Below are 21,737 nucleotides of genomic sequence, written 5' to 3' on the forward strand. Positions count from 1 at the left end.
TCGTACTAAGCCTGTTTCAGGATCTCCTCGTAGAGTCGTACCGTGCGGCGGGCCACCGCGTCCCAGCCGAACTCGCCGACCGCGCGTTCCCGCCCGGCCTCACCCATCCGCCGGGCGGCCTCCGGGTCGCCCAGGACGGAGTCCATGGCCCGGGCGAGGCCCGCCTCGAAGCCGTCGCCGGCGGGGACGAGCAGTCCCGTCCTGCCGTCGTCCACGACCTCGGGGATGCCGCCGACCGCCGAGGCCACCACGGGCGTGCCGCAGGCCATCGCCTCCAGGTTCACGATGCCGAGCGGCTCGTACACCGAGGGGCAGACGAACAGGGCGGCGTGCGTGAGGAGCTGGATCACCTCCGGGCGCGGCAGCATCCTCGGAATCCAGAACACGCCGTCGCGGACCCGGCTCAGCTCCCCGAACAGCTCGCGGAACTCCTGGTCGATCTCCGGCGTGTCCGGTGCGCCCGCGCACAGCACGACCTGCGCGGCCGGGTCGATGTCCCGCACCGCGCGCAGCAGGTGGGGCACGCCCTTCTGGCGGGTGATGCGGCCGACGAACAGCACGTACGGGCGGGAGCGGTCGAGGCCGATCCGGTCCAGGGCGTCCGTGCCGTGGTCGGGCCGGTACAGGCTCGTGTCGATGCCGTTGTGCACGACGTGGACCTTCTTCGGGTCCAGGGCCGGGTAGCAGCCGAGGATGTCCTCGCGCATGGCGCCGGAGACGGCGATCACCGCGTCGGCGGCCTCGATCGCGGTGCGCTCGGCCCAGCTCGACAGCTCGTAGCCGCCGCCGAGCTGCTCGGCCTTCCAGGGGCGCAGCGGCTCCAGGGAGTGCGCGGTCATCACGTGCGGGATGCCGTACAGGAGCTTGGCGAGGTGGCCGCCGAGGTTGGCGTACCAGGTGTGGGAGTGGACCAGCTCGCGGCCTTCGAGGGCGGCGGCCATGGCCAGGTCGACGGAGAAGGTGCGGAGCGCGTCGTTGGCGCCGTCGAGCGTGGACCAGGGGCGGTGGCGCAGAACGCCGTCGGCGCGGCCCTCGCCCCAGCAGTGCACGTCCAGGTCGACCAGGGGTCGGAGCTCCCGGGCGAGGAACTCCACATGGACACCCGCACCGCCGTACACATCCGGCGGGTACTCCCGGGTCAGCAGTCCCACTCGCACCCGCAACTCCCTGCTCTCAGCGGCCGTTCCCTTTCATGGTCACCCAGATGGGGCCTGTGGGGAAGAGCGAGGCGGCCGTGTGAAGCAACAGTCACCGCAGACGCCCCCGCCGGGCACCCGGTAGTACAGACAGCAGCTGCGGCGCCGGAAGGCGGTGCCGGTGAGGGTTCCGGCGCCGGCGAGCAGGGGGTGGGCGAGGAGTTCCGCGGCCAGGGAACGGGCCCGGGAGGCGGTGTCCGTACGGCCGTGCCGCCGGGCCCAGCGGTCGAGTTCCCGGGCGGCGCCCGCCAGCGCGGAGGCGGTGTTGCCCCGCAGCAGGCCCGGGGCGAGGCGGTACCGGGCGCGCAGGGCCGCCGAGAGAGGTTCGAGGTGGCCGTGCAGGACGACGTCCGCGACGGCGGAGGTGTCCCCGGGCAGCGGCCGTACGTCCGACAGCCACAGGTCGTCGGGGGCGCCGGCGTCGGCGTCCCAGTGCAGCAGCCGGGCGTCGAGGTCGGGGACACGGCCGTAGAGCGCGGCGCAGCCCAGCGCCACGGACCACAGACGGGCCGCCAGTCCCAGGTGGGCCACGGACGCCGCGACGCGCAACTCCGGGGCGCGCAGGGCGTTCGCGACTTTGCCGACACGGAAAATCAGGGGATTTCCGTATACATCCGGTGCCGTGTCGGCGTACGCCTGTGCGAGAGTGGGAAGAGGCCCCGCCGCCGCTTCTCCCGTGCGCAGCACGAAGTAGCCGCCGAGCGGGCGGAGCGCGGCAAGGCCGGGGTCGAGGTCCACGAAGAGCAGTAGTACCAAGACCCCTAAGGGATGCGACCCGGTGACCCCCGACCGGTTCGCCCACCCTGGGGATGACGGGGTTCCCCGCGTACTCCATCGGCAGTAGGACCCAATGAGTGCTCAGGGACGACGACGGGAAGACCTGGACACGGCAGGGTGTTGGTCATGAAAGCCGACCTTTCGCCGCGCCGGGCCGAGCGCCCCCGCCTGACGCAGAGGAGCAGCCGATGAGCGCCCTCGCGTTGTCCGTCCTGCTGTCCCTCGTCTCCGCGGTCGCCTACGCGGGCGGGGCGATCGTGCAGGAGCGGGTCGCGGCGTCCTCGCCGGGCGAGCAGTACGCGCCGCTGCGCCGGCCGGGCTGGTGGGCGGCGGTCGCGCTCAACGGCCTCGGCGGACTGCTGCACGTGGTGGCGCTGGCGTACGGCCCGCTCAGCCTGGTGCAACCGCTCGGCGCGCTGACCATCGTGGTGGCCCTGCCGATGGCGGCGCTGTTCGTCGGCCGCAAGGCGGGTGCCACGGCGTGGCGGGGCGCGATCATGGCGACGGTGGGCCTCGCCGGTCTGCTGTCCCTGGTCGCCGCGTCCGACGCGCAGTCGCTGAACACGGCGCAGCGGGTGGCCGTGGCCGTGGTCACCGCGGGTGTGGTCGTGGCGTTGATGATCGCCGGCCGGGCCGCGCACCGGCACCCGGCGGTGCGCAGCATGCTGCTGGCGACCGCTTCCGGTATCGCGTTCGGCATGTCCTCGGTGTTCACCAAGACCGTCGCGGTCGACTGGACCGGCGGTGTGTCGGCGGCGGACGTGCCGTCCCTCGCCGTGATCGGCGTCCTGGCCACGTCCGGCATGCTGCTGTCGCAGGCCTCCTACCGGGGCGCCGGCCTCGCGGCACCGCTGGCCACGCTGACGGTCGTGAACCCGGTGGTGGCGGCCGCCGTCGGCATCACGATGTTCGGAGAAACCTTCCGCTACGGCACGACGGGCACGGCGCTCGCCCTGAGCTGCGGCGTCGTGGCGGCCGGCGGCCTGATCCTGCTGACGACGGAGCGGCTCACACACGCCCGGCCGCAGAGCGAGGGGACGGGGCTGGAGGTCGCCGGGACGGGTCTGGTCCCCGCGGACACGGGCCTCGGGGCGACGGGGATGCTGCCGGGGCCGGCCGGGGAACCGGCCGGGAGCGTGCGGGGTCTGCTGGAGATGGTGGGTGCCGAGTCGGGGCGCGCGGGTGACTTGGCCGTGGCCGTGGGCAGCATGCCCGCGCCAGCCGGGGAACGGGCGCCCGAGACCGTGGGCGCGCCGCCCGTCGCCGTGGATGCGCTGCCCAAGGCGCTGGGCGGCGGGGCTGCCGACCTCGGCGGCGCCGGTCGGGGGCCGTCAGGGGACGTGCCAGTGCCCGTGCCTGCGGGTGCCCTTGCCGACGCCGTCGTCGACGAACCCGAGGTCGATCCGGATGTCACGTACGAGAGCGGGGAACCGTCGGTGTCCTCCGCGGAACGCCCGCTCTCCTACGCGGCCTTCTACGGCATCCCGTACGTGTCGGTGCCCACGGTGGACCGGCACCGCATCCGCATCAGATCCTGACGCCGCCGGCCCTCAGATACGCGATGGGGTCGACGTCCGTGCCGAAACCGGGCCCCGTCCGCACCTCGAAGTGCAGATGCGGGCCCGAGCTGTTTCCGGTGGAGCCGGAGCGGCCGATGCGCTGGCCCGCGCTCACCGTCTGCCCGTCCCGCACGGAGATCGCCGACAGGTGGGCGTACTGGCTGTAGCGGCCGTCGGCGTGGCGGATCACGACCTGGTAGCCGTACGAGCCGCCCCACCCCGCGCTGACGACGCTGCCGGCGGCGACCGACTTGACGGACGTGCCCGTGGGCACGGGGAAGTCGACGCCGGTGTGGTAGCCCTTCGACCAGGACGAGCCCGCCTTGCGGTAGGGCGTCCCCAGGGAGGCGCTGACGGGGGCGACCAGGCCCTGCCGGGTGGCCGTGGACCGTGCGGCGCGCTCCTTGCTCTCATCCTTGGACCGGTCCCTGGCCCGCTCGTCGGCGCGGTCCGGGGAGGGCTTCTTGGATGTCGGCTTCTGCGAGGGCGGCTTCTTCGTCGACGGCTTGGCCGCCGGGACCCGCTCGGGCGCGGGACGCGTCTTCGTGGCGCCCTCGCCGCTCAGCGCGAGCCGCTGGCCGGGCACGATCAGATCGGGATCGCTCCCTATGGCCGAGCGGTTGGCGGCGTACAGACCTCGCCAGCCGCCCCGCACCTCGCGCTCCTGCGCGATGCCGGAGAGGGTGTCGCCCCGCACCACCGTGTACATCTCGGCGCTGCCCGCCCGGGACTGCGGCGTGGACTGCGGCCGCACGTCCTCGATGGAGGTCCTGGGCCTCTGCTTCCGGTCTGCCTTCTCGCCCTGCCTCGTGCTCTCGGCGGCCGGCCGGATGTCGGGCTCGGCTCCGCCCCTGGTCAGTCCGGCCCGGACCGAGCACACCGGCCAGGCGCCCGGGCCCTGCCCGTCGAGCACCTTCTCGGCGACGGCGATCTGCTGGTCCTTGGTGGCCAGGTCCGCGCGCGCCGCGTAAGCCCGGCCGCCGTACGCCTCCCAGGTGGACTGGGTGAACTGGAGTCCGCCGTAGAAGCCGTTGCCGGTGTTGATGTTCCAGTCGTTGCTCGACTCGCAGGCGGCGACCTTGTTCCAAGTGTCCACGTCCGCCGCCTGGGCGGCGCCGGCGCCCATGAACGGGAGCGCCATGCCCGCGCCGCCCGCCGTGACGGTGAGTGAGGCGCGGTTGATCCTGTTCGGCTGATACCGGCGATGCCGGCCGCGTACGGCCATCGAGAGCCCCCCTAGACATGCGTCAGGAGGGGCAAAAGTAAGCGCTGCGAACCGGCCAGGACAAGGCGGCTATCGGCCGCCCGGTTGCCCAAATGGCCGGGATGAGGCCCCTGTTGCGCGACGTGCGCCACGGCGGTGCACCGTGTACGTCACCCGGTGCGCATGTGCGGCGCGCGCGGGGACGCGTACGTCGGGTGAGTGCGACGGGGGCTCTTGTGCGTATCAGCCTGCGCGACGTCGCACGACCCGCGCGTGCGGACGAAGTAGCGGCACGTCAGGATGGGCGACGGGGGCATGCTGGTGGACACCATCCGCAGCACCGATACCGAGGTCTTTAGGAGCCAACCGAATGAGCAGTACAGCGCAGATCGGCGTCACGGGTCTCGCGGTCATGGGCCGTAACCTCGCCCGCAACTTCGCCCGCAACGGCTACACGGTGGCGGTGCACAACCGGACGCCCGCGCGTACGCGCGCCCTGGTCGAGGAGTTCGGCGGTGAGGGGGAGTTCGTCGCGTGCGAGAGCGCCAAGGAGTTCGTGGCCGCGCTGGAGCGGCCGCGGCGGCTGGTCGTGATGGTGAAGGCCGGTGAGCCGACGGACGCGGTGATCCAGGAGTTCGCCCCGCTGCTGGAGCCCGGCGACATGATCATCGACGGCGGCAACGCGCACTTCGCGGACACCCGGCGCCGGGAGCGCGACCTGCGCGAGCAGGGCATCCACTTCGTCGGCATGGGCGTCTCCGGTGGCGAGGAGGGCGCGCTCAACGGACCGAGCATCATGCCGGGCGGCCCCAAGGAGTCGTACGAGTCGCTGGGCCCGATGCTGGAGAAGATCTCGGCGAAGGCCGCCGACGGTTCGCCGTGCGTCTCGCACGTCGGTCCGGACGGCGCCGGGCACTTCGTGAAGATGGTGCACAACGGCATCGAGTACGCGGACATGCAGCTCATCGGCGAGGCGTACCAGCTGCTGCGCGACGTCGCCGGGTACTCCCCCGCGCAGATCGCGGAGATCTTCCGCACCTGGAACCAGGGCCGCCTGGACTCGTACCTGATCGAGATCACGGCCGAGGTGCTCTCGCACGTGGACGCGGAGACGGGCAAGCCGTTCGTGGACGTGGTGGTGGACCAGGCCGAGCAGAAGGGCACCGGCCGCTGGACCGTGCAGATCGCGCTCGACCTGGGTGTGCCCGTGTCCGGCATCGCCGAGGCGGTCTTCGCCCGTTCGCTGTCGGGCCACGCGCAGCTGCGGGAGGCCTCGCGCGGGCTGGCCGGACCGAAGGCGCAGCCGATGGGCGAGTCGGAGGCCCGGGCCTTCGCCGACCGGGTCGAGCAGGCGCTGTACGCGTCGAAGATCGTGTCGTACACGCAGGGCTTCCACGAGATCGACGCGGCCCGCGGCGAGTACGGCTGGGACATCGACCTCGGTGCGGTCTCCGCGCTGTGGCGGGGCGGTTGCATCATCCGCGCGGCCTTCCTGGACCGTATCCGCGCGGCCTACGACGCCCGGCCGGATCTGCCGAGCCTGCTGTCGGACGCGACGTTCGCGCAGGAGATCGCGGACGCCCAGGACGACTGGCGCGAGGTGCTGATCGCCGCGACCCGCCAGGGCGTGCCGACGCCCGGTTTCGCCGCGGCGCTCGCCTATTACGACGCCCTGCGCTCGGAGCGGCTGCCGGCGGCTCTGACGCAGGGGCAGCGCGACTACTTCGGTGCGCACACCTACCGGAGGGTGGACCGGGACGGGTCGTTCCACACGCTGTGGGGTGGGAACCGGTCGGAGGTCTCCGCGTAGGCGCTCCGCGCCGAGGACCGGTACGGGGCCGGTGGACGGCTGCAACAGCTGTCCACCGGCCCCGTTCTCTTGTTCTCTTGCCGGTTCTCTTGCCGCTGTTCAGGACAGCGGCGGGCCCGGCTCGGGGTTCGGTACGGGTTCCGGTCCCGGGGGGATCGGGGACGGGTCGGGTCCCGGCACGGGGTCGGGTCCCGGGGGTGTCGGACCCGGTGGTGGGGTTGGACCCGGTGGAGGTGTCGGGGCCGGTGGCGGGGGCGGGGTTGGACCCGGTGGCGGTGTCGGGGCCGGGGGCGGCGGCGTCGGCTCCGGGCCCGGCGGTGGCTGCGGGTTCGGCACCGGATCGGGGTGCGGCTCCGGGCCCGGAGTCGGCCCCGGCGGCACGGGGTCGGGATACGGATTCGTCATGAGGTCCTCCAGCCAGTCGCTCGACTCCGGCTCTGGACTACTCCCCCGCCTACCCGTCGACTGCTTCCCCAGTCACTCCCGGGCGGGACGGGGAGGGGCCAGGTGGGGGTAACGGGGTCGGGGTCGGACACCGCATCTCCCGGCTCGGGATCAGAAGCGGCCCGGGTGTTCGGTCAGCCAGTCCTTCGCCGCCGCCAGTAGGGCCTGGTCAGCCGGTGGGGCCTCGTCGGGGTGGCGTTCGGACCACTTGGCGACGTAGGGGCACAGCGGGGCGACGGCGCTGTGCTCGCGGCCGGCGATGCCGTAGAGCTCTCGCGCCAGCGCACCCGCAATGCCCTGGCCCTCGTGGGCCGGTTCGACGATCGTGTGCACGGGCACGAGCGCGCGTTCGGGGCTCTCGAGGACGAAGTACTCGATACGGCCGACGACTTCACCGCCGGACACCGCCTCCAGGCGGCCCGCCGCCCGGTCGTTGCGGATCTCCAGGTCCCTCATGGACACGCTCCTGTCCCCTGTACGTCGGTCAGGCCCGGACGGCCTGCGGGCTGCGCTGCTGCTCCGAGCCCGGTACCGGCTCGGACGGGTCGGCGCCGAGATCCACGATCCGGTTGTCGCGGTCCACGTGCACGACCCGGGGGGTGAGTGCCCGCGCCTCGGCGTCCGTCACCTGTGCGTAGCTGATGATGATCACCAGATCGCCGGGGTGGACGAGATGCGCGGCGGCCCCGTTGATCCCGACGACGCCGGACCCGCGCTCGCCCTCGATGACGTACGTCTCCAGCCGGGCGCCGTTGGTGATGTCCACGATGTGCACGAGCTCGCCGGGCAGAAGATCGGCGGCGTCGAGCAGGTCGGCGTCGATGGTCACCGATCCCACGTAGTGCAGGTCGGCCTGGGTGACGGTGGCTCGGTGGATCTTGGACTTGAACAGAGTACGCAGCACTTTGGACTCCTGGAAGACGGCTCCCTGCCTGCTTTGTGCAGGTCAAAGGCGGTATCACTCTACAACTGGCACGCGCCTGACTCGAAGATTGTGAGGAACATCGCTTCACCCTGAAAAGGCTCCCTGTTTGCATTTCCGCAGGCACCAGGCCCGTTATGACGCCACCCACCAGGCATCTGCTCGGGCAGCCGTCTCGGAGTGTCTCGGGGTTGATGCTGACCAATTGCTGACTTACCTGACGATGCATCAGGCGCATCAGGCGCATAGGGCGAGATGCTTCCCCCTGGAAGCATGCTCTGCTGTGAACCGTCGGAGATCCGTCGTGTTTCGGTCCTCGTCCAGCACATCGCTCCGCTGTGTCGCCTGCTGCGCGAGGCCGTACGGAAACATTCGAAGTGACCTTGAACCGCCTCGCCCCACATCGTCGACCCCGCGATGGGCACCGACACCTACCTGCACACCGTCATCAAGCGAGTGGCGCGGCAGGCGGCCGGGCGGCACGGCGACGCCATGGCACCCGACGTGATCGGTCGGCTCGCCGAGCGACTGTACGGTTTCGAGCTCCAGATGGGCCCGTTCGCGGTCGCCGAACTCCGCGCGGCCGACCTGCTGAAGAAGCACGGCGCCCCACTCCCGCCGGGCGGACCGCACGTCGCCCTCGTCGTACGGCGTGGGTGGTCAGCCGTGGGCTTGGTTGTGCGGGGCTTGTACGGGCGTTGTACGGGTCCGGCGCGTGTCCCGTTTCCCGCGTCGCGTTGGACATGGACCGGTGGCGAGCGCGGCCGTGGGCGGGCGCGGAGCGGGATGGGAAGGGCGTGGGCCTGTGAGGACGGTACGGGACACGCGGCCGGGGCGGAGCGCGAAGACCGGGGCCCGATTCTGTCGGGCGTGTGGTCGGCGTCTGCGTGCTCTTGCAGTACCTGCGGACGTGGGCCGGGTTGAACCAGCAGCAGCTCGGGGATGCCATCGGCTACTCACTGGAGCAGATGGCCTCACGTCCGCAGCGGATGCGCGGGCTGCTGTCGCGTCATGCGGGGCGCGGAGTGGGAAGGGCGTGCAGCACCATTCGCGGATGATCGTGTTGCAGCCCGTCCTCAAGGGTCTACGCACCCACCGGTTACACACTCTGGCCGATCAGCGAGCCCGGACAGTCGTACGGCTTCATGCATCTCGGCGGCGAACTCTCCGCCGCCGAGGCAGGCACGGCGGTCGTGCGCATCGCCGAGTGCAACAACGTCCAGCCGGAGGCCGGCAGCCGCCCGCGGAAGCCGCCGACCCGTTCGCTTCCTTCCTGCACGGGCTGCTCACCATGGACGACCTCCTGACGTCCGGAGGTCTGTGCGCCACCGACACCGTCACTCGCCGAGGGCAGGGTCCGTCTGACCGTGGACGCGGAGCGGGACGGCAGCGCCGTGAGCCGTTTCGCCGTCTTCCGCCAGGCGAAGTCTCGCCGTGCGGCACCAAGCGGGCCGTACCAGCACCGACTCGTCCGCAAGGCGGAGGCCGACGTCGGCATGGTGACCGGGAGGTGCTGGCTGCCATCGTGTTCGTGGCTACCTCGGGCTGCACCTGGCAACAGTTGCCGTCCGCCTCGTTCGGGCCGTCGGGAGCGACAGCTCACCGGCGCTTCACGGAGTGCTCGAAGGCCCCGGGTGTGGGCGAAGCTCCACCGCCTGGTCCTCGACGAGCTCGGTGCCCGCGGCGAGCTGGACTGGTCCCGCTGCGCGATCGACTCCGTGAACATGCGAGCCCTGACAAGGGAGACCTGACAGGCCCGAATCCTGTGGACCGGGGCAAGGACGGCTCGAAGATCCACTTGGTTACTGAGCGGACCGGTCTGCCCCTGTCCGTCGGCATCTCCGGCGCGAACACGCACGACAGCCAGGCCCTCATCCCGCTGGTGCAGGGAGTACCGCCGATCCGCCCCAGCATTCCAGGCGGCCGTCACCGATCTCGGCATCAGCTCCACCCGTGACCTCATCCACCGAGCCGAAGAGGTGACCCGGTTCCTGCCCCGGCTGTGGCAGACCACCGAGGACATCCTGCGCAGCAACCCCAACATCACCGAATAGCAGAGGAAAGACATCGACTCGGCCACCGAGCGAGCGGTGTCAGTTCTCATCGACATCTCACGGCTCGGCGATCGACAAGTGCTGCCCAAACTCCTCGACAAGTGGTGTCCGTTCCCACCTACGAAGCCAATCCGGTCACAGGCGGAGCGGGAGTTCACCGACGACGAGCGCACAGCGTTCCCCGGACGCAGCAAACACGTGGACAGGGCCCGCTCGCCGCGACAGGCCCCGGGCCGGCCGGTCGTCACCCGGCCGGCTCGGGGCCTGGTTCCCTCCGGTCAGCCCATGCCCTGCAGGCGCCAGATCTGGTTCTTCTTCGTGGTCAGGGCACTCGCGGTGTCGCAGGTCCACTGGTGGATCTTCGCGCCGGCCGCGGTGGAGATCTGACTGACGTCGACGCACTTGCCGCTGTGCGCGGCGACCAGCTGGTAGTCCTGGGCGTTGCCCAGAGCGGTCACGGGGCGCAGGGTGAACTGCTGGTTGGTGCCGCTGCCGCAGGTGAACTGGATGACAGCCGCCCCGTCGGCGGTCGAGGCGTTCGCCACGTCCAGGCACTTGCCGCTGTGTTCGTTGACGATCGTGTAGGTGTCGGCCTTGCCCGCGACCGGCTTCAGGTCGAGCATCTGCTGGTAGCCGCCCTCGCAGTGGTACTGCTGGTACTGGGTGCCGTTGGCGGTGGACAGGTTGGTGTCGTCCAGACACTGTCCGCTGTGCTGTGCGACGGCGACCGTGGAGATCGTCGTGTTGGACGGCGGCAGCAGCGTCACCGTGTAGGCGTCGGAGGCGCTGGACCAGGGCACTGTGAGCGAGGCCGCGTTGTTGCTGACGTTCAGCGTCTGGTCCGAGACGGTGACCGGCCCGGTCACGGCGCCGCCGTTGTTGTTCGGGATGCGCTGCAGGACCACGCGCACACGGCCGTTCTCGACGACGTTGGTGGTGTCCAGACGAGCGAGGTTGACGGTGACGTTACCAGTGTTGCCGTTGCTGCCCAGCAGGATCTTGGCGTTCCTGGCTGTGTTGTCCTTGGTCGCCAGACCGTCGGTGTTGGTACCGGCCGTGAACTTGACGATGTTGCCGGTCTGCGATCCGTAGTAGCGGTACAGGAACCACTCCCCCAACGGCAGGTACTGGCCTGCGCTGTTCTTCGTCAGCAGGTTGGCCTGGAAATCGTGCAGGCTCGCCCCCGACGCCCAGTTGGCGCGCAGCCCGTCGGCTCCGGCACGCTCCAGACGGGAGATGTACCAGGCCCCGCGCCCGGGGGTCTGCTCGTTCGTGTTTGCGTACTCGTTGACCTGGAAGGGCCGACTGGTGGTCATCGAGCGTGCCGACAGCTTGGACCGGACCGCGTTTCCGTCGGCGACCGGGTCGCCGGGCAGATCGTGCCAGCTGTAGATGTTCGGCTCGACGTTGTTCGCCTTGACGTAGTCCAGGTACGTGTTCCACCATCCGGAGCCGCCTCCGGAGGGCTTGCCGGCGGTGCTGGGGCCGACGATCACCGCGCTGGGGAAGGCGGCGCGGATTCTCTGGTAGGCCCGCTTCCACATCTCCAGGTACTGGGCCTGCGTCCGCGCCCAGAAGGGGGTCCAGTCAGGCTCGTTCCAGATGTCCCACTGGATGTCGGTCATGCCCGCCGCCTGTGCGTCGGCGATGAGGCGGTCGTAGAAAGAGTCGAACAGGGTCCAGTCTCCGTTGTCGCCGGGGAACGTGGGACTGCTCGTGCCGTCGGCGCCCCACAGGTCGTGCGGCAGGATGACGAAGGTGCCACCCAGCTCCTTGGTGCGCTGGTACTGGGCCCGGGTGGAGTTCCAGCGACGGTCGTACTTGCCCGCGACCCAACCGCCGGGATTGTCGAGCTGGGCGCCGCCGGCCCGCATGAACTTCCACTTGATGTCCTTGTAGAAGTGGTCCTGCGGCAGCGAGCCGTTCTCGGTCATGCCGTAGATCGTGCCCGAGGCGCGGTAGGTGGGTGCGCCTCCTGCGGTGGCGAAGTCGACGGTGACGGTGGTGTCGACGGCCTGCGCCGTGCCCGTGGGCAGGGCGACGGCCGCCAGTGAGGCGAGCAGTGCGGTGAGCGCGGTGCCCGTGCGCAGACGGCGCGTGCGCGCACGGACGGCTCTGTCGGCGTTCTCTGCTGAGGAAAGGACGCGGGACGTTGTCATGGGTGGGTCTCCCGGAGTGGGTGTTGCCTGGGCTGGGACGGCCCAGGAGTCTTCATGCGCTGGTACGCGCGGCGGGTGAGGCGAGCCGGAGTTCGTGGGCTTCGGCGAGGAGCAGGTAGCTGCTGGCGGTCCAGGTGTAGGCGCGGTCACGCAGGCCGGTTCCGGTGAGGGCGTCGAAGTTCTCGGCGAATCCGTGGTGTTCGCAGAGCGTCCGGAAGCGGGTGCTGACCTCGTCCGCGAGGCGGTGGTGGCCACCGCGGCGCAGGCCGTCCTCGATGAGGACGACGGCGGGGGCCCAGATCGGGCCGCGCCAGTAGCCGTCGGAGAGGTAGTGCGGGGAGCTGGGCAGTTCCGTCGCGAGTCCGTAAGCGGTCAGGTGTGACTCGATGCGGCCGGCCAGCGTGGTGGCGACGTGCTCCGGCAGGTGCTCGCCCAGTGCGATCGGCATGAGGTCCAGCAGACTGGAGCTGCTCCAGGTGTTACCGGTGAGCGCTCCACGGGCGACGAACCGGTCGCCGCGCCACAGTTGTCCGAGCAGCGCGGCCTGTGTCGCGTCGGCGGTCCGCGTCCACCGGCGGGCCTCGTCCGGCAGGTCCAGTTCATCGGCCAGGCAAGCGAGTTCGCGCATCTGGAGGATCAGGAACGCGGCCAGGTCGGCGGTGACGATCACACGCTCGGGGTCGAAGGTCGTGGCGTTGTCCCAGCCGCTGTCGTTGCCGTGCTGGTAGTGGGGCAGATCCGCGGCGGGTGCTCGTCGTGCGGTGAGCCAGAACTCGGTCCAGCGTTCGAGGCGGCGGTAGGTTCGGGTCAGCTCCGCCCGGCCTGGGGGCTCGGGGAGCCGCCGGCGCAGATGGCCCAGGGCCCAGCCGTGAATGGGGGGCTTGACGTAGTTGTAGAGGATCTCGGAGTGGGTGACGGAATCGGGCAGCGCCCCGGTCTCGTCCTGGTGGTCGAAGGGCAGGTGGAACTGGTCCCAGGCCAGGGCGGGGGCGCCGGGGGCCAGGGCCAGGGCGTTGAAGCAGTGGTCCCAGCTCCAGACCTTGTCCATCCAGTGCTTGGACATCAGGACGGCGGGCCGGGTGACGAAGCCGGCCGGGCGGACCGTCGCGGACCACAGGACGTACGCGGCGAGTTCCGCGGCCGGGGTGTTCCCGGAGCGCCAGGGGGCCACCGCGTCGGCGAAGCCGGCGAAGGCGTTCCGGGCGGCCGCGACGACCTGTTCGAAGGTCGTCTGCGGGGCGTAGGGGCGGCGTGCGCTGTCGAGTTCCTCCACCGCGGCTTCCCAGACTCCTCCGGATGCCGCGGTCACGGCGAGAGCGCGGTCCGCGCTGCCCAGGGCCTCGGTACCCGACGCGTCGGCCCCGGCACCGGACAGCACGGTGATCCGATAACGCCGCCCGGTCTCGTAGGAGGTGTAGACATACGAACCGTCCACCGGGTCGCGGAAGAAGTAGGCGCCGGTGAAGGGAGTCAGGGTGTCCTCCGCGGCGCAGATGCGCAGGCCGAGTCCGTCGCCACGCAGCCGAACGGTGTCCGGTGACTCGTAGGCGAGGTCGATACGCCCCCTCTCGTGGTTCCAGGTGAGCAAGCCCGGTGTCGCCGAGACGCGCGGCTCGGTCCGCTCCCCTGTCGCCGGGTCGAAGGGGACGAAACGCAGGACGGGGTGCATACCGTTCTGGTGGGAGACCAGGTGGAGTTCGTCCGCGTACGTCTTCTGCGCCACCACGGGCGAGATACCGAACCATGACCCGTACGTGCTGAACGGGATGTCGTGGACGGAGAAGGCCGGGCCGGATGGTTCGGCGGTCATGAGGTGTGACTCGTTTCTCGAGCTGGGGTGGCGGGCGACCGACGGGCGGGGGGGGGATCAGTCACGACGCGGTGGAGGTCTCAGTCCTTGACGGCTCCGGCCGTCACGCCTGCGGCGACGTAGCGCTGGGCGAGGACGAGGATCACCGCGGCGGGCAGCGAGGCCACGACGGCGGTGGCCATGATGGCGTTCCACTCCTGGTTGTTGTTGCCGATGTAGTGGTAGATGCCGAGGGTGATCGGCTCGTGCGCGCCGCCGTTGACGAGGGTGCTGGCGAAGACGAAGTCGGACCAGGACCACAGGAACGCGAACAGCGACACGGTGACGACGGCGTTGCGGCTCATCGGCAGCACGACCGCGCGGAAGGTGCGCCAGGGCCCGGCGCCGTCCATCTGCGCCGCCTGGAGCAGTTCACAGGGGATGCCGGACATGAACGCGGTGAAGATCAGCACCGCGAACGGGACGGCCAGCGTGGAGTCGGCGACGATCAGGCCGGGGACGGACTGGAGCAGGCCGAGCTGCAGGTAGATGGCGTAGAAGCCCATCGCCATGATGATGCCGGGGATCATCTGGGCGACCAGGAAGAGGAAGCTCAGCACGCCGCCGCCGCGCGGGCGGAGCTTGGCCAGGGCGTAGCCGGCGGGGGCCGCCAGTACGACGGTGAGGGCGACGGTGCCCAGGCCGATGACGAGGCTGGTGCCGAGGTAGGGCAACTGCTCGCCCAGGACGGTCCGGTAGCCGGCCAGGGTGCCGTGGGCGGGGAACAGGTCGGGCGGGCTCTTGCGCATGTCCTGGTCACGGGTGAAGGACACGTTGAGCATCCAGTAGACCGGGAAGAGCATGAGGGCGGTCAGTGCCAGGCCGAGGGCGGTCTTCCACCGCGTACGGCCGCGCCGCTGCAGCGAGTTCATGCCCGTGCCTGCTTTCTCTGGACCCTCAGGTACACCAGGCCGAAGACCAGGGCGGCGACGACGAGCAGGTTGCCGACGGCCGCTCCGGGCCCGAAGGCGGGCAGCAGGTTGCCGAAGCCGAGCTGGTAGGACCAGGTGGCGAAGGTGGTGGACGAGCCGGCCGGGCCGCCCTTGGTCATGATCCAGATGATGTCGAAGACCTTGAGGGTGTAGACCAGCCCGAGGAGCAGGGTGATCGCGGAGACCGGGCGCAGCAGCGGGAAGGTGATGCTCCAGAAGCGGCGCCAGGCACCGGCGCCGTCCAGTGCGGCTGCCTCGTACAGACTGCTGGGGATCGACTGAAGACCGCTGTAGAGCACGACGAGGTTGAACGGGACGCCGATCCAGATGTTCGCGATGATCACCGAGGTCAGCGACCAGGACGGTGACGTCAGCCAGTTCAGGGGCCCGATACCGACGGTACTCAGCAGGGAGTTGACGATGCCGGAGTCGCTGTTGAGCATCCACGACCAGGTGGAGGCCGACACGATCAGCGGCAGCAGCCAGGGGACGAGGAACAGGGCCCGCAGGGTCGCCGAGAGCCGGAAGTGCTGGTTGAAGAAGACCGCGAGGGCCAGGCCGATGGCGTACTGGAAGACCAGGCAGACGGCGGTGAACGCCACGGTGTGGGCCAGTGCGGGTCCGAAGGCCGGGTCCTGGAAGACGGTCCGGTAGTTCTGCAGGCCGGTGAACGGCGCGTCGCCCTGGACGAAGGAGCGGACGGTGTAGTTGCGCAGGCTCAGGTCGAGGTTGCGGTAGAGCGGATAGGCGTAGAAGAGGGCGAGGTAGAGGGTCACCGGGGCGAGGAAGGCCCAGGCGGCCCACTGCTGCGAGCGGGGGCGAGGCCTTCGGCGAGACGCGGTGCGGGCCGGAGACGGGGCGGCGGTGACCGCCCCGCTCCGGTCGAGCAGGAGCCGGCCGCCCGGCGGGTATGTCGTGCGGTTCATGGGCAGACCACGGGTTTCTGGTTACTTGACGGCGGTCTGCGCCTCGGCGAGCGCGTCCTCGGGCGACGCGGAACCGCTGAGGGCGGACTGGACCGCCTTCCACATCTGCTCGGAGATCTTGGGGTACTTGGTGCCGAGGTCATCGCTGGTACGGCCCTTGGCCGCACTCACCGCCTCGACCCACGGCTTCAGCTTCGGGTCGCCCGTGACCTGCTTGTCCTGCACCTCGGTGGTGGGGGCCACGTACGACAGGGTGGTGTCGGTCGTGTACAGGTTCTCGGTGCTGGTCAGGCAGGAAACCAGCTTCTGCGAGGTGGCGTAGCGGCCGGTCTCGCCCTGGACCGGGAGGGTGACGAACTCCCCGCCGGTCGGGGCGGCGGCACTGCCCCCGGTGGAGGCCGGGATGGGCAGGACGCCGTAGTCGAAGCCCGCCTTCTCGGCGTTCGCGAGCTGCCAGGTGCCGTTCTCGGCGAAGGCGTAGTCGCCGCTCGCGAACTCCTGCCAACTGGTGGTCTGGGTGTTGTTGATGACGGAGTTGGGCGCGTAGCCCTTCTTCAGCCAGTCGGTCCACAGCTTCAGCGCCGAGGCGGCCTCGGGTGAGTCGAGCGCGGTGAGCTTCGCGCCGGAACCCCAGAACCAGGGCAGGAACTGGAAGCTGCCTTCCTCGGTGCCGACCGCGGAGAAGGTGATGCCCTTCTTGCCCGCCTTCTCGACCTTGGCCAGCGCCGCTGTGAGGGACTTCCAGTCCTTGACCGAGGCGATGTCGACGCCCGCGTCCTTCAGGACCTCCTTGTTGTAGTAGAGCGCGAGGGTGTTCGCGCCGATGGGCGTGCCGTACGTCTTGCCGCCCGCCTCACCGGCGGCGAGCAGGTTGGGGCTCACCTTCGAGGTGTCCAGCTTGTTCTCGTCGGTGGCGGTGAGCACGCCGGCCTCGGCCAGCGTGGAGACGACGGGGTTGTCGACGATGAGCACGTCCGGGGAGTTGCGCTGCTGCGCTGCGAGGAGAGCCTTGTTCGTCAGGTCGCTGGTGTCGAACGCCGTCCGCTTGATCTTCACTCCGGCCTTGGTGCCGCAGTCGTCCAGCAGCTTCGCCCACGCCGAGTCCTTGGCGAACTGCGGGTACGGGTCCCAGATGGTGTAGGTACCGCCGCCCGCCGCTTGCGCGGACGTCTTGCCCGTGCCGGTGGAGCATGCGCTGGTGCCGGTGACGACGGCGACGACGGTCAGGGCCGCGGCCGTGAGACGACGTCTGGTGGTTCTGTTCATCGCTGGTTCCTCTGGGGTGTTCGGCACACGCGTGCCGAGGCAGGTGATCGGAAGGTGTGCGGGTCTGTCCGAGTGAGCCGGGAGAGCCGGCCGGCCGGTGGGAGGAGGGACCCGGGGAAGACGAATCGGGGTGTGCCGGACGGCATGGAAGGTACGTTCAGCGATGCGGGGCCGAGCCAGGGGCCGCCTGCGTTACGGCGGGCGGTGTGGGGCCGGCGGGCCCGGTGCTGGCACGCAAGGAGGTCGGCGGGGTGAGCAGGTGGTGGCGGGGCGGCGCGTCGGGGTGGTCGAGCCGCTCGACGAGCAGGTCGACCGCGAGGTGCCCCATCTGCTCCGCCGGTACGTCCGCCGCGGTGAGCTGTGGGGTCACCGTCTCCGCCCACCGGCCGGCCACCACCCCGGTGACGGAGAAGTCACGCGGCACATGGCGGCCCGCCTGGGCGAGCCCTCGGTACAGGCCGCCCAGCGCGGCCTCGTTGAGCGTGACCAGAGCGGTGGTGGCGGGAGCGTCGTGCAGGATCTGTTCCAGGCAGGCCTGGCCGGACGGGGCGTCGTCACCGCAGCAGTACGTCCGGACGGTCAGTCCGCGTTCCGCCGAGGCCTTGGTGAAGCCGTCGAGTCCCCGGTGGGCGGACTCGTACCCGGCCTGCAGGAGCTGTTCGGGCCGGTTGACGAACGCGATCCTGCGATGACCCAGGTCCGCGAGGTGGTGGACACATGCCTCCACCAGCGCGGTGTGATCCAGCCCGACCCACCAGTCGCCGTCCGGCTGCGCCGTGCGGCCGATGCACACGGCGGGGAAACCCACCGCGGTGAGGTGGTCCACCCGGTCGTCCTGAAGCCTGATCTCCATCAGGATGGCGCCGTCGACTCTGCGCTCCCCCAGCAGCCGCTGGAAGGAGCGGTCGCTGTCCACGCCGCTCGGGGAGAGCAGCACGTCGTAGTCATAGGCCGCCGCGGCCTCCACCACGCTGCCGATGAAGTCCAGCTGCATGCCCGTGTAGTGGTTTCCGGCCGGCGGGAAGACCAGGCCGATCGTGCTGGTCCGGCCGTTGGCCAGGGCTCGCGCACTCGCATTGGGCGTGTAGCCCAGCTCGTCGATGACCCGCTGGATCTTCCGGCGTGTGTCGTCCGAGACGGGGCGTTTGCCGCTCAGCGCGTAAGAGACCGTGCTCCGCGAGACACCGGCCCGCAGGGCTATTTCACCGATGTTCACGAGACTCCTTGATCGAACCGGTTCGCTACTCGGCGAAAGGCATGCATTCGCCGGTCATAGGTACTGAAGGAGGGAGGAGGGTGGAACCAGTTGTCGAACCGGTTCGGGTGGAGCGAAGGTAGGAGCGAGGCCGGGCGGGTGTCAATGCTTGGTGCAGCACTTGTTAAGTGCGTGTGCGCTGTATTGCCTCAGCGGATCGTCGGCGCTACTCTGCCAGGCCAGCAGCTCGAACCGGTTCGACTCACGGTCGCAGCCGATGTCGGCGTCGAGGCGACGGCAGTGCAGAGCATCGCGCCCCATGCGCCACCTGAGCCGGGGTGAAGGCCCGTCAGATCGAGGTCGGTGTCGGCCCGGTGAAGCGTCTGCCTGGACCGCACGGCCGACCTCGTGGTGATCCTGCTCGGGGTGCTCAAGACGGGCGCGGCGTACGTCCCGATGGACCCCGCCTACCCGGCCGACCGGCTGGCGTACATGACCGAGGACGCGGAACTGTCCCTGGTCGTCACCGAGTCCGACGCGTTTCCCGCCGCGGAGGGCGTGCGGACGGTCCACCCCGGCGCCCTCGCCGCTGCGGACCCGGACGAGCAGGCGCCGGCGCCCGGACCGCTCTCCGCCGACGCCGCCGCCTACGTGATCTACACCTCCGGCTCCACCGGCCGCCCCAAGGGCGTCGTCGTCCCGCACCGCAACGTGGCGGCCCTCATGGACGCCACCCGCGCGGACTTCGGGCTCGGCGGCCGGGACGTGTGGACCCTCTTCCACTCCAGTGCCTTCGACTTCTCCGTCTGGGAGATCTGGGGCTGCCTGACGACCGGCGGCCGGCTCGTCGTCGTGCCCTACTGGGCGTCCCGGGACCCGGAGCGGTTCGCCCGGCTGCTGGGCGAGGAACGGGTGACCGTCCTCAGCCAGACCCCGAGCGCGTTCGCCCAGCTGATGGAGGCCGACCGGGCCGAACCGGTGACCGACTCGGTGCGCCTGGTCGTCTTCGGCGGCGAACCGCTGGACACCCGCCCGCTGCTGTCCTGGCTGGACCGGCACCCGGCGTCGCGGTGCCGGCTGGTCAACATGTTCGGCATCACCGAGACCACCGTGCACGTCACCGCCCAGACCGTCACCCGCCGCGAGGCGCTGACCGGTTCGAGGTCCGTCGGGCACCCGCTGCCCGGCTGGCACCTCTACGTCCTCGACCCCGAGGGCCGCGAGCTGCCCCCGGGCGTCGCCGGCGAGATCCACGTCGGCGGGGCCGGAGTGGCCGGCCAGTACCTGAACCGGCCCAAACTCACCGCGCAGCGCTTCATCCCCGACCCGTACGCCCCCGGCCCCATGTACCGCAGCGGCGACCGGGGCCGGCTCCTGCCAGACGGCAGACTGGAGCACCTGGGGCGCCTCGACAACCAGGTGAAGCTGCGCGGCTTCCGCATCGAGCTGGACGAGATCCGCGCCCGGCTGCTGGACGCGCCCGGTGTCGCGGCGGCCGCCGTGGTGCTGCGGCAGAAGCCGGGCGACGCGGCCGGCGCGCGGCTGGACGCCTATGTGGTGCTCCGCGGCGGGGACGGGGGCCCGGGCCCCGACGGCGCCGCGCCCTCGGCCGGAACCGAGGAGGTGCGGCGCCACGCGGCACGGTTCCTGCCCGAGCACATGGTCCCGTCGACGGTCACCGCGCTGCCCGCCCTCCCACTCACCCCCAACGGCAAGATCGACACGTCCCGGCTGCCGGAGCCCCTCGCCGGCGTGCGGAGCACACCGGCCGCTGCGGACGAGGAGGCCGGCGACCTGGGACCGGCTGCGCGGCGTGTGGGAGAAGGTCTTCGGGTTCCGCGTCGGACCGGACGACGACTTCTTCACCCTCGGCGGCAACTCGCTGCTCGCCGTACGGCTGCTGGCCGCGCTCCGCGAGGCCCGGATGCCCGTCTTCCCCCTGTCGCAGCTCTACCTGCACCACACGGTACGCACCCTGGCCGCCCACCTCGCCGAGGCGGAGGCACGCGCATGAGGAGAACACTCGCCCTCGTCGGCGCCGGCTCGCAGATCTATCGGGAGTACCTGCTGCGCTCGGTGGCCGGAGAGTACGACGTCCACCTGCTCGCCGACCGCGCGCCCACCTGGGAGGCGCCGTACCTCACCGGGCACACCGTCCTCGACACCGCCGACCCGGCCGCGCTGGCGGCCGCCGCCCGGGGCCTGGGCTGCGCCGGGGTCATCACCTGGGACGACACCCGGGTCGTGCAGACCGCCGAACTGGCCCGGCTGCTCGGCCTGCCGGGCAGCCCGCCCGGGGCCGTGCTGCGGTGCCGCGACAAGCGGGCCACCCGCGAGGCGCTCCGTGCCGCGGGGGTGCCGCAGGCCGAGTCGGTGCCCGTCACCTCGCTCCCGCAGGCCCGCGCCGCCGCCGCGCGGGTGGGCTACCCGCTGGTGCTCAAACCCCGGGCGCTGAACGCCAGTACGGGCGTGGTGAAGGTGGAGTCCGCCCACCTGCTGGCCGGCCGGTTCCGGCTGGCCCGCGCGGCGACCGCGCCCGGCGCCGTGGAGGTGGCCCCCGGGGACGTCCTGGTGGAGGAGTACCTCGACGGCCCTGAGATCAGTGTCGACGCGGCCTGGTACGAGGGCCGGATGTCGCTGGCCTTCGTGGCCCGCAAGGACTGCGGCTACCCGCCGTACTTCGAGGAGGTCGGCCACCTCGTCGACGGCCGCGACCCGCTGATGGACGACCCGCGCGTACGGGACGTGCTGGCCGGTGCGCACCGGGCCGTCGGCTTCACCACCGGGTGGACCCACACCGAACTGCGGCTGACCGCCGCCGGCCCCAAGGTCGTGGAGATCAACGCCCGGATCGGCGGCGACCGCATCCCGGACATCGGCCGACTCGCCCTCGGTGTCGACGCCGCGCTCGTCGCCGCCCGCGTGGCCTGCGGCGACGAGCCCGACATCCGCCCCGACCGGCACCGCGTGGCGGCCGTCCGCTTCCACTATCCGGAGGCGGACTGCATCGCCCGCCACGTGTCGATCGACCGCGCGGCGCTGCCCCCCGGGGTGGACTCCGCCCTGGCGGTCGCCCTCCCCGGCCAGGAGCTGCGGCTGCCGCCGCACGGCCATGTCGCCGGCCGCTACGCCCTGGTCACCGTCGTCGGCGACACCCGCGAAGGGTGCCTGGCCGACCTCGACAAGGCCGCGCCCGCGATCGGTCTGGAGGTGCTGCGCCCCCTGTGACACAGGGCGGCCACCCGGCTTGCCCGGTGGCCGCCTCAGCCGCGCACGGGGCCGACGACAGTAGTGGGCGATACCTGCGGCCAGCGAGCGGACCTGTTCCCAGGGCGGGATCCTGCCCTGGGCGGGGGGGGTGCCTCTATGTCTTTCGTCAAGCGAGACGGGGGCTTCTTGGTTCGTAGAAGGTTCCGTCGCGGAGCATCGCGAACAGCACGCTGA

The 21,737-nt window shown here is 71.0% G+C and carries 15 protein-coding genes and 3 pseudogenes; 5 read left to right on the forward strand and 13 right to left on the reverse strand.

The window, feature by feature from the left end:
• Positions 1-5: 5 nt before the first annotated feature.
• Together glgA and ACIBNA_RS07635 are read right to left on the reverse strand one after the other, a co-directional pair.
• A complete protein-coding gene (gene glgA / locus ACIBNA_RS07630; protein WP_399164315.1) occupies positions 6-1,157 on the reverse strand; it encodes a glycogen synthase in 1,152 nt (383 codons plus the stop codon).
• 39 nt (positions 1,158-1,196) lie between these two features.
• Complete coding sequence (locus tag ACIBNA_RS07635) at positions 1,197-1,952, reverse strand: (2Fe-2S)-binding protein (protein WP_399164316.1); 756 nt, start codon at positions 1,950-1,952, stop codon at positions 1,197-1,199.
• Between the two features lie 209 nt (positions 1,953-2,161).
• Here ACIBNA_RS07635 and ACIBNA_RS07640 point away from each other — a divergent pair, with 209 nt between their 5' ends.
• The gene (locus ACIBNA_RS07640; protein ID WP_399164317.1) at positions 2,162-3,511 is read left to right on the forward strand and encodes a DMT family transporter; all 1,350 of its coding nucleotides are present in this window, start codon (positions 2,162-2,164) and stop codon (positions 3,509-3,511) included.
• Here ACIBNA_RS07640 and ACIBNA_RS07645 read toward each other — a convergent pair.
• Positions 3,501-4,757, reverse strand: a complete 1,257-nt coding sequence (locus tag ACIBNA_RS07645) for a peptidoglycan DD-metalloendopeptidase family protein (protein ID WP_399164318.1) — start codon at positions 4,755-4,757, stop codon at positions 3,501-3,503. The two genes, ACIBNA_RS07640 and ACIBNA_RS07645, sit on opposite strands and share 11 nt — an antisense overlap.
• 349 nt (positions 4,758-5,106) lie before the next feature.
• Between ACIBNA_RS07645 and gndA the strand changes: the two genes are divergently transcribed.
• A complete protein-coding gene (gndA, locus tag ACIBNA_RS07650; protein ID WP_399164319.1) occupies positions 5,107-6,546 on the forward strand; it encodes an NADP-dependent phosphogluconate dehydrogenase in 1,440 nt (479 codons plus the stop codon).
• A 555-nt stretch (positions 6,547-7,101) separates the two neighbouring features.
• On the opposite strand, the gene ACIBNA_RS07655 is transcribed toward gndA, so the two are convergent.
• From ACIBNA_RS07655 to ACIBNA_RS07670, 4 genes are all read right to left on the reverse strand, one after another.
• The gene (locus ACIBNA_RS07655; protein ID WP_399164320.1) at positions 7,102-7,446 is read right to left on the reverse strand and encodes a GNAT family N-acetyltransferase; all 345 of its coding nucleotides are present in this window, start codon (positions 7,444-7,446) and stop codon (positions 7,102-7,104) included.
• A 28-nt stretch (positions 7,447-7,474) separates the two neighbouring features.
• Positions 7,475-7,894 carry an aspartate 1-decarboxylase gene (panD, locus tag ACIBNA_RS07660; RefSeq protein WP_399164321.1) on the reverse strand — a complete coding sequence of 140 codons (420 nt, stop codon included), beginning with the start codon at positions 7,892-7,894 and terminating at the stop codon, positions 7,475-7,477.
• Between the two features lie 255 nt (positions 7,895-8,149).
• Entirely contained in the window at positions 8,150-8,515 is a 366-nt protein-coding gene (locus ACIBNA_RS07665; RefSeq protein ID WP_399164322.1) for a hypothetical protein, read from the reverse strand.
• 496 nt (positions 8,516-9,011) lie between these two features.
• On the reverse strand, positions 9,012-9,191 hold the full coding sequence (locus ACIBNA_RS07670) for a hypothetical protein (protein WP_399164352.1): 180 nt from the start codon (positions 9,189-9,191) through the stop codon (positions 9,012-9,014).
• 174 nt (positions 9,192-9,365) lie between these two features.
• Here ACIBNA_RS07670 and ACIBNA_RS07675 point away from each other — a divergent pair.
• Positions 9,366-9,863: pseudogene (locus ACIBNA_RS07675) on the forward strand (IS5 family transposase); the annotation flags it as partial.
• Between the two features lie 381 nt (positions 9,864-10,244).
• Here the strand turns inward: ACIBNA_RS07675 and ACIBNA_RS07680 are convergent.
• The 6 genes from ACIBNA_RS07680 to ACIBNA_RS07705 all read right to left on the reverse strand — a co-directional run bounded on the left by ACIBNA_RS07680 (position 10,245) and on the right by ACIBNA_RS07705 (position 18,314).
• The gene (locus tag ACIBNA_RS07680; RefSeq protein ID WP_399164323.1) at positions 10,245-12,125 is read right to left on the reverse strand and encodes an RICIN domain-containing protein; all 1,881 of its coding nucleotides are present in this window, start codon (positions 12,123-12,125) and stop codon (positions 10,245-10,247) included.
• Between the two features lie 52 nt (positions 12,126-12,177).
• On the reverse strand, positions 12,178-13,935 hold the full coding sequence (locus tag ACIBNA_RS07685) for an MGH1-like glycoside hydrolase domain-containing protein (RefSeq protein ID WP_399164324.1): 1,758 nt from the start codon (positions 13,933-13,935) through the stop codon (positions 12,178-12,180).
• Between the two features lie 80 nt (positions 13,936-14,015).
• Positions 14,016-14,846 carry a carbohydrate ABC transporter permease gene (locus tag ACIBNA_RS07690; RefSeq protein WP_399164325.1) on the reverse strand — a complete coding sequence of 277 codons (831 nt, stop codon included), beginning with the start codon at positions 14,844-14,846 and terminating at the stop codon, positions 14,016-14,018.
• Positions 14,843-15,832: a carbohydrate ABC transporter permease gene (locus ACIBNA_RS07695; protein ID WP_399164326.1), complete on the reverse strand. Its 990-nt coding sequence runs from the start codon at positions 15,830-15,832 to the stop codon at positions 14,843-14,845. Before ACIBNA_RS07695 ends, ACIBNA_RS07690 begins: the two co-directional genes overlap by 4 nt.
• Positions 15,833-15,853: 21 nt before the next feature.
• Positions 15,854-17,098 carry an extracellular solute-binding protein gene (locus tag ACIBNA_RS07700; RefSeq protein ID WP_399164327.1) on the reverse strand — a complete coding sequence of 415 codons (1,245 nt, stop codon included), beginning with the start codon at positions 17,096-17,098 and terminating at the stop codon, positions 15,854-15,856.
• 157 nt (positions 17,099-17,255) lie between these two features.
• The gene (locus ACIBNA_RS07705; protein ID WP_399164328.1) at positions 17,256-18,314 is read right to left on the reverse strand and encodes a LacI family DNA-binding transcriptional regulator; all 1,059 of its coding nucleotides are present in this window, start codon (positions 18,312-18,314) and stop codon (positions 17,256-17,258) included.
• A 360-nt stretch (positions 18,315-18,674) separates the two neighbouring features.
• Here ACIBNA_RS07705 and ACIBNA_RS07710 point away from each other — a divergent pair.
• Positions 18,675-20,307: pseudogene (locus ACIBNA_RS07710) on the forward strand (amino acid adenylation domain-containing protein); the annotation flags it as partial.
• A 314-nt stretch (positions 20,308-20,621) separates the two neighbouring features.
• Positions 20,622-21,521: pseudogene (locus ACIBNA_RS07715) on the forward strand (acetyl-CoA carboxylase biotin carboxylase subunit family protein); the annotation flags it as partial.
• Between the last annotated feature and the right edge of the window lie 216 nt (positions 21,522-21,737).

Origin of the sequence: Streptomyces sp. NPDC050164, assembly GCF_044459945.1 — a bacterium.
Lineage (GTDB): Bacteria > Actinomycetota > Actinomycetes > Streptomycetales > Streptomycetaceae > Streptomyces > Streptomyces coeruleorubidus_A.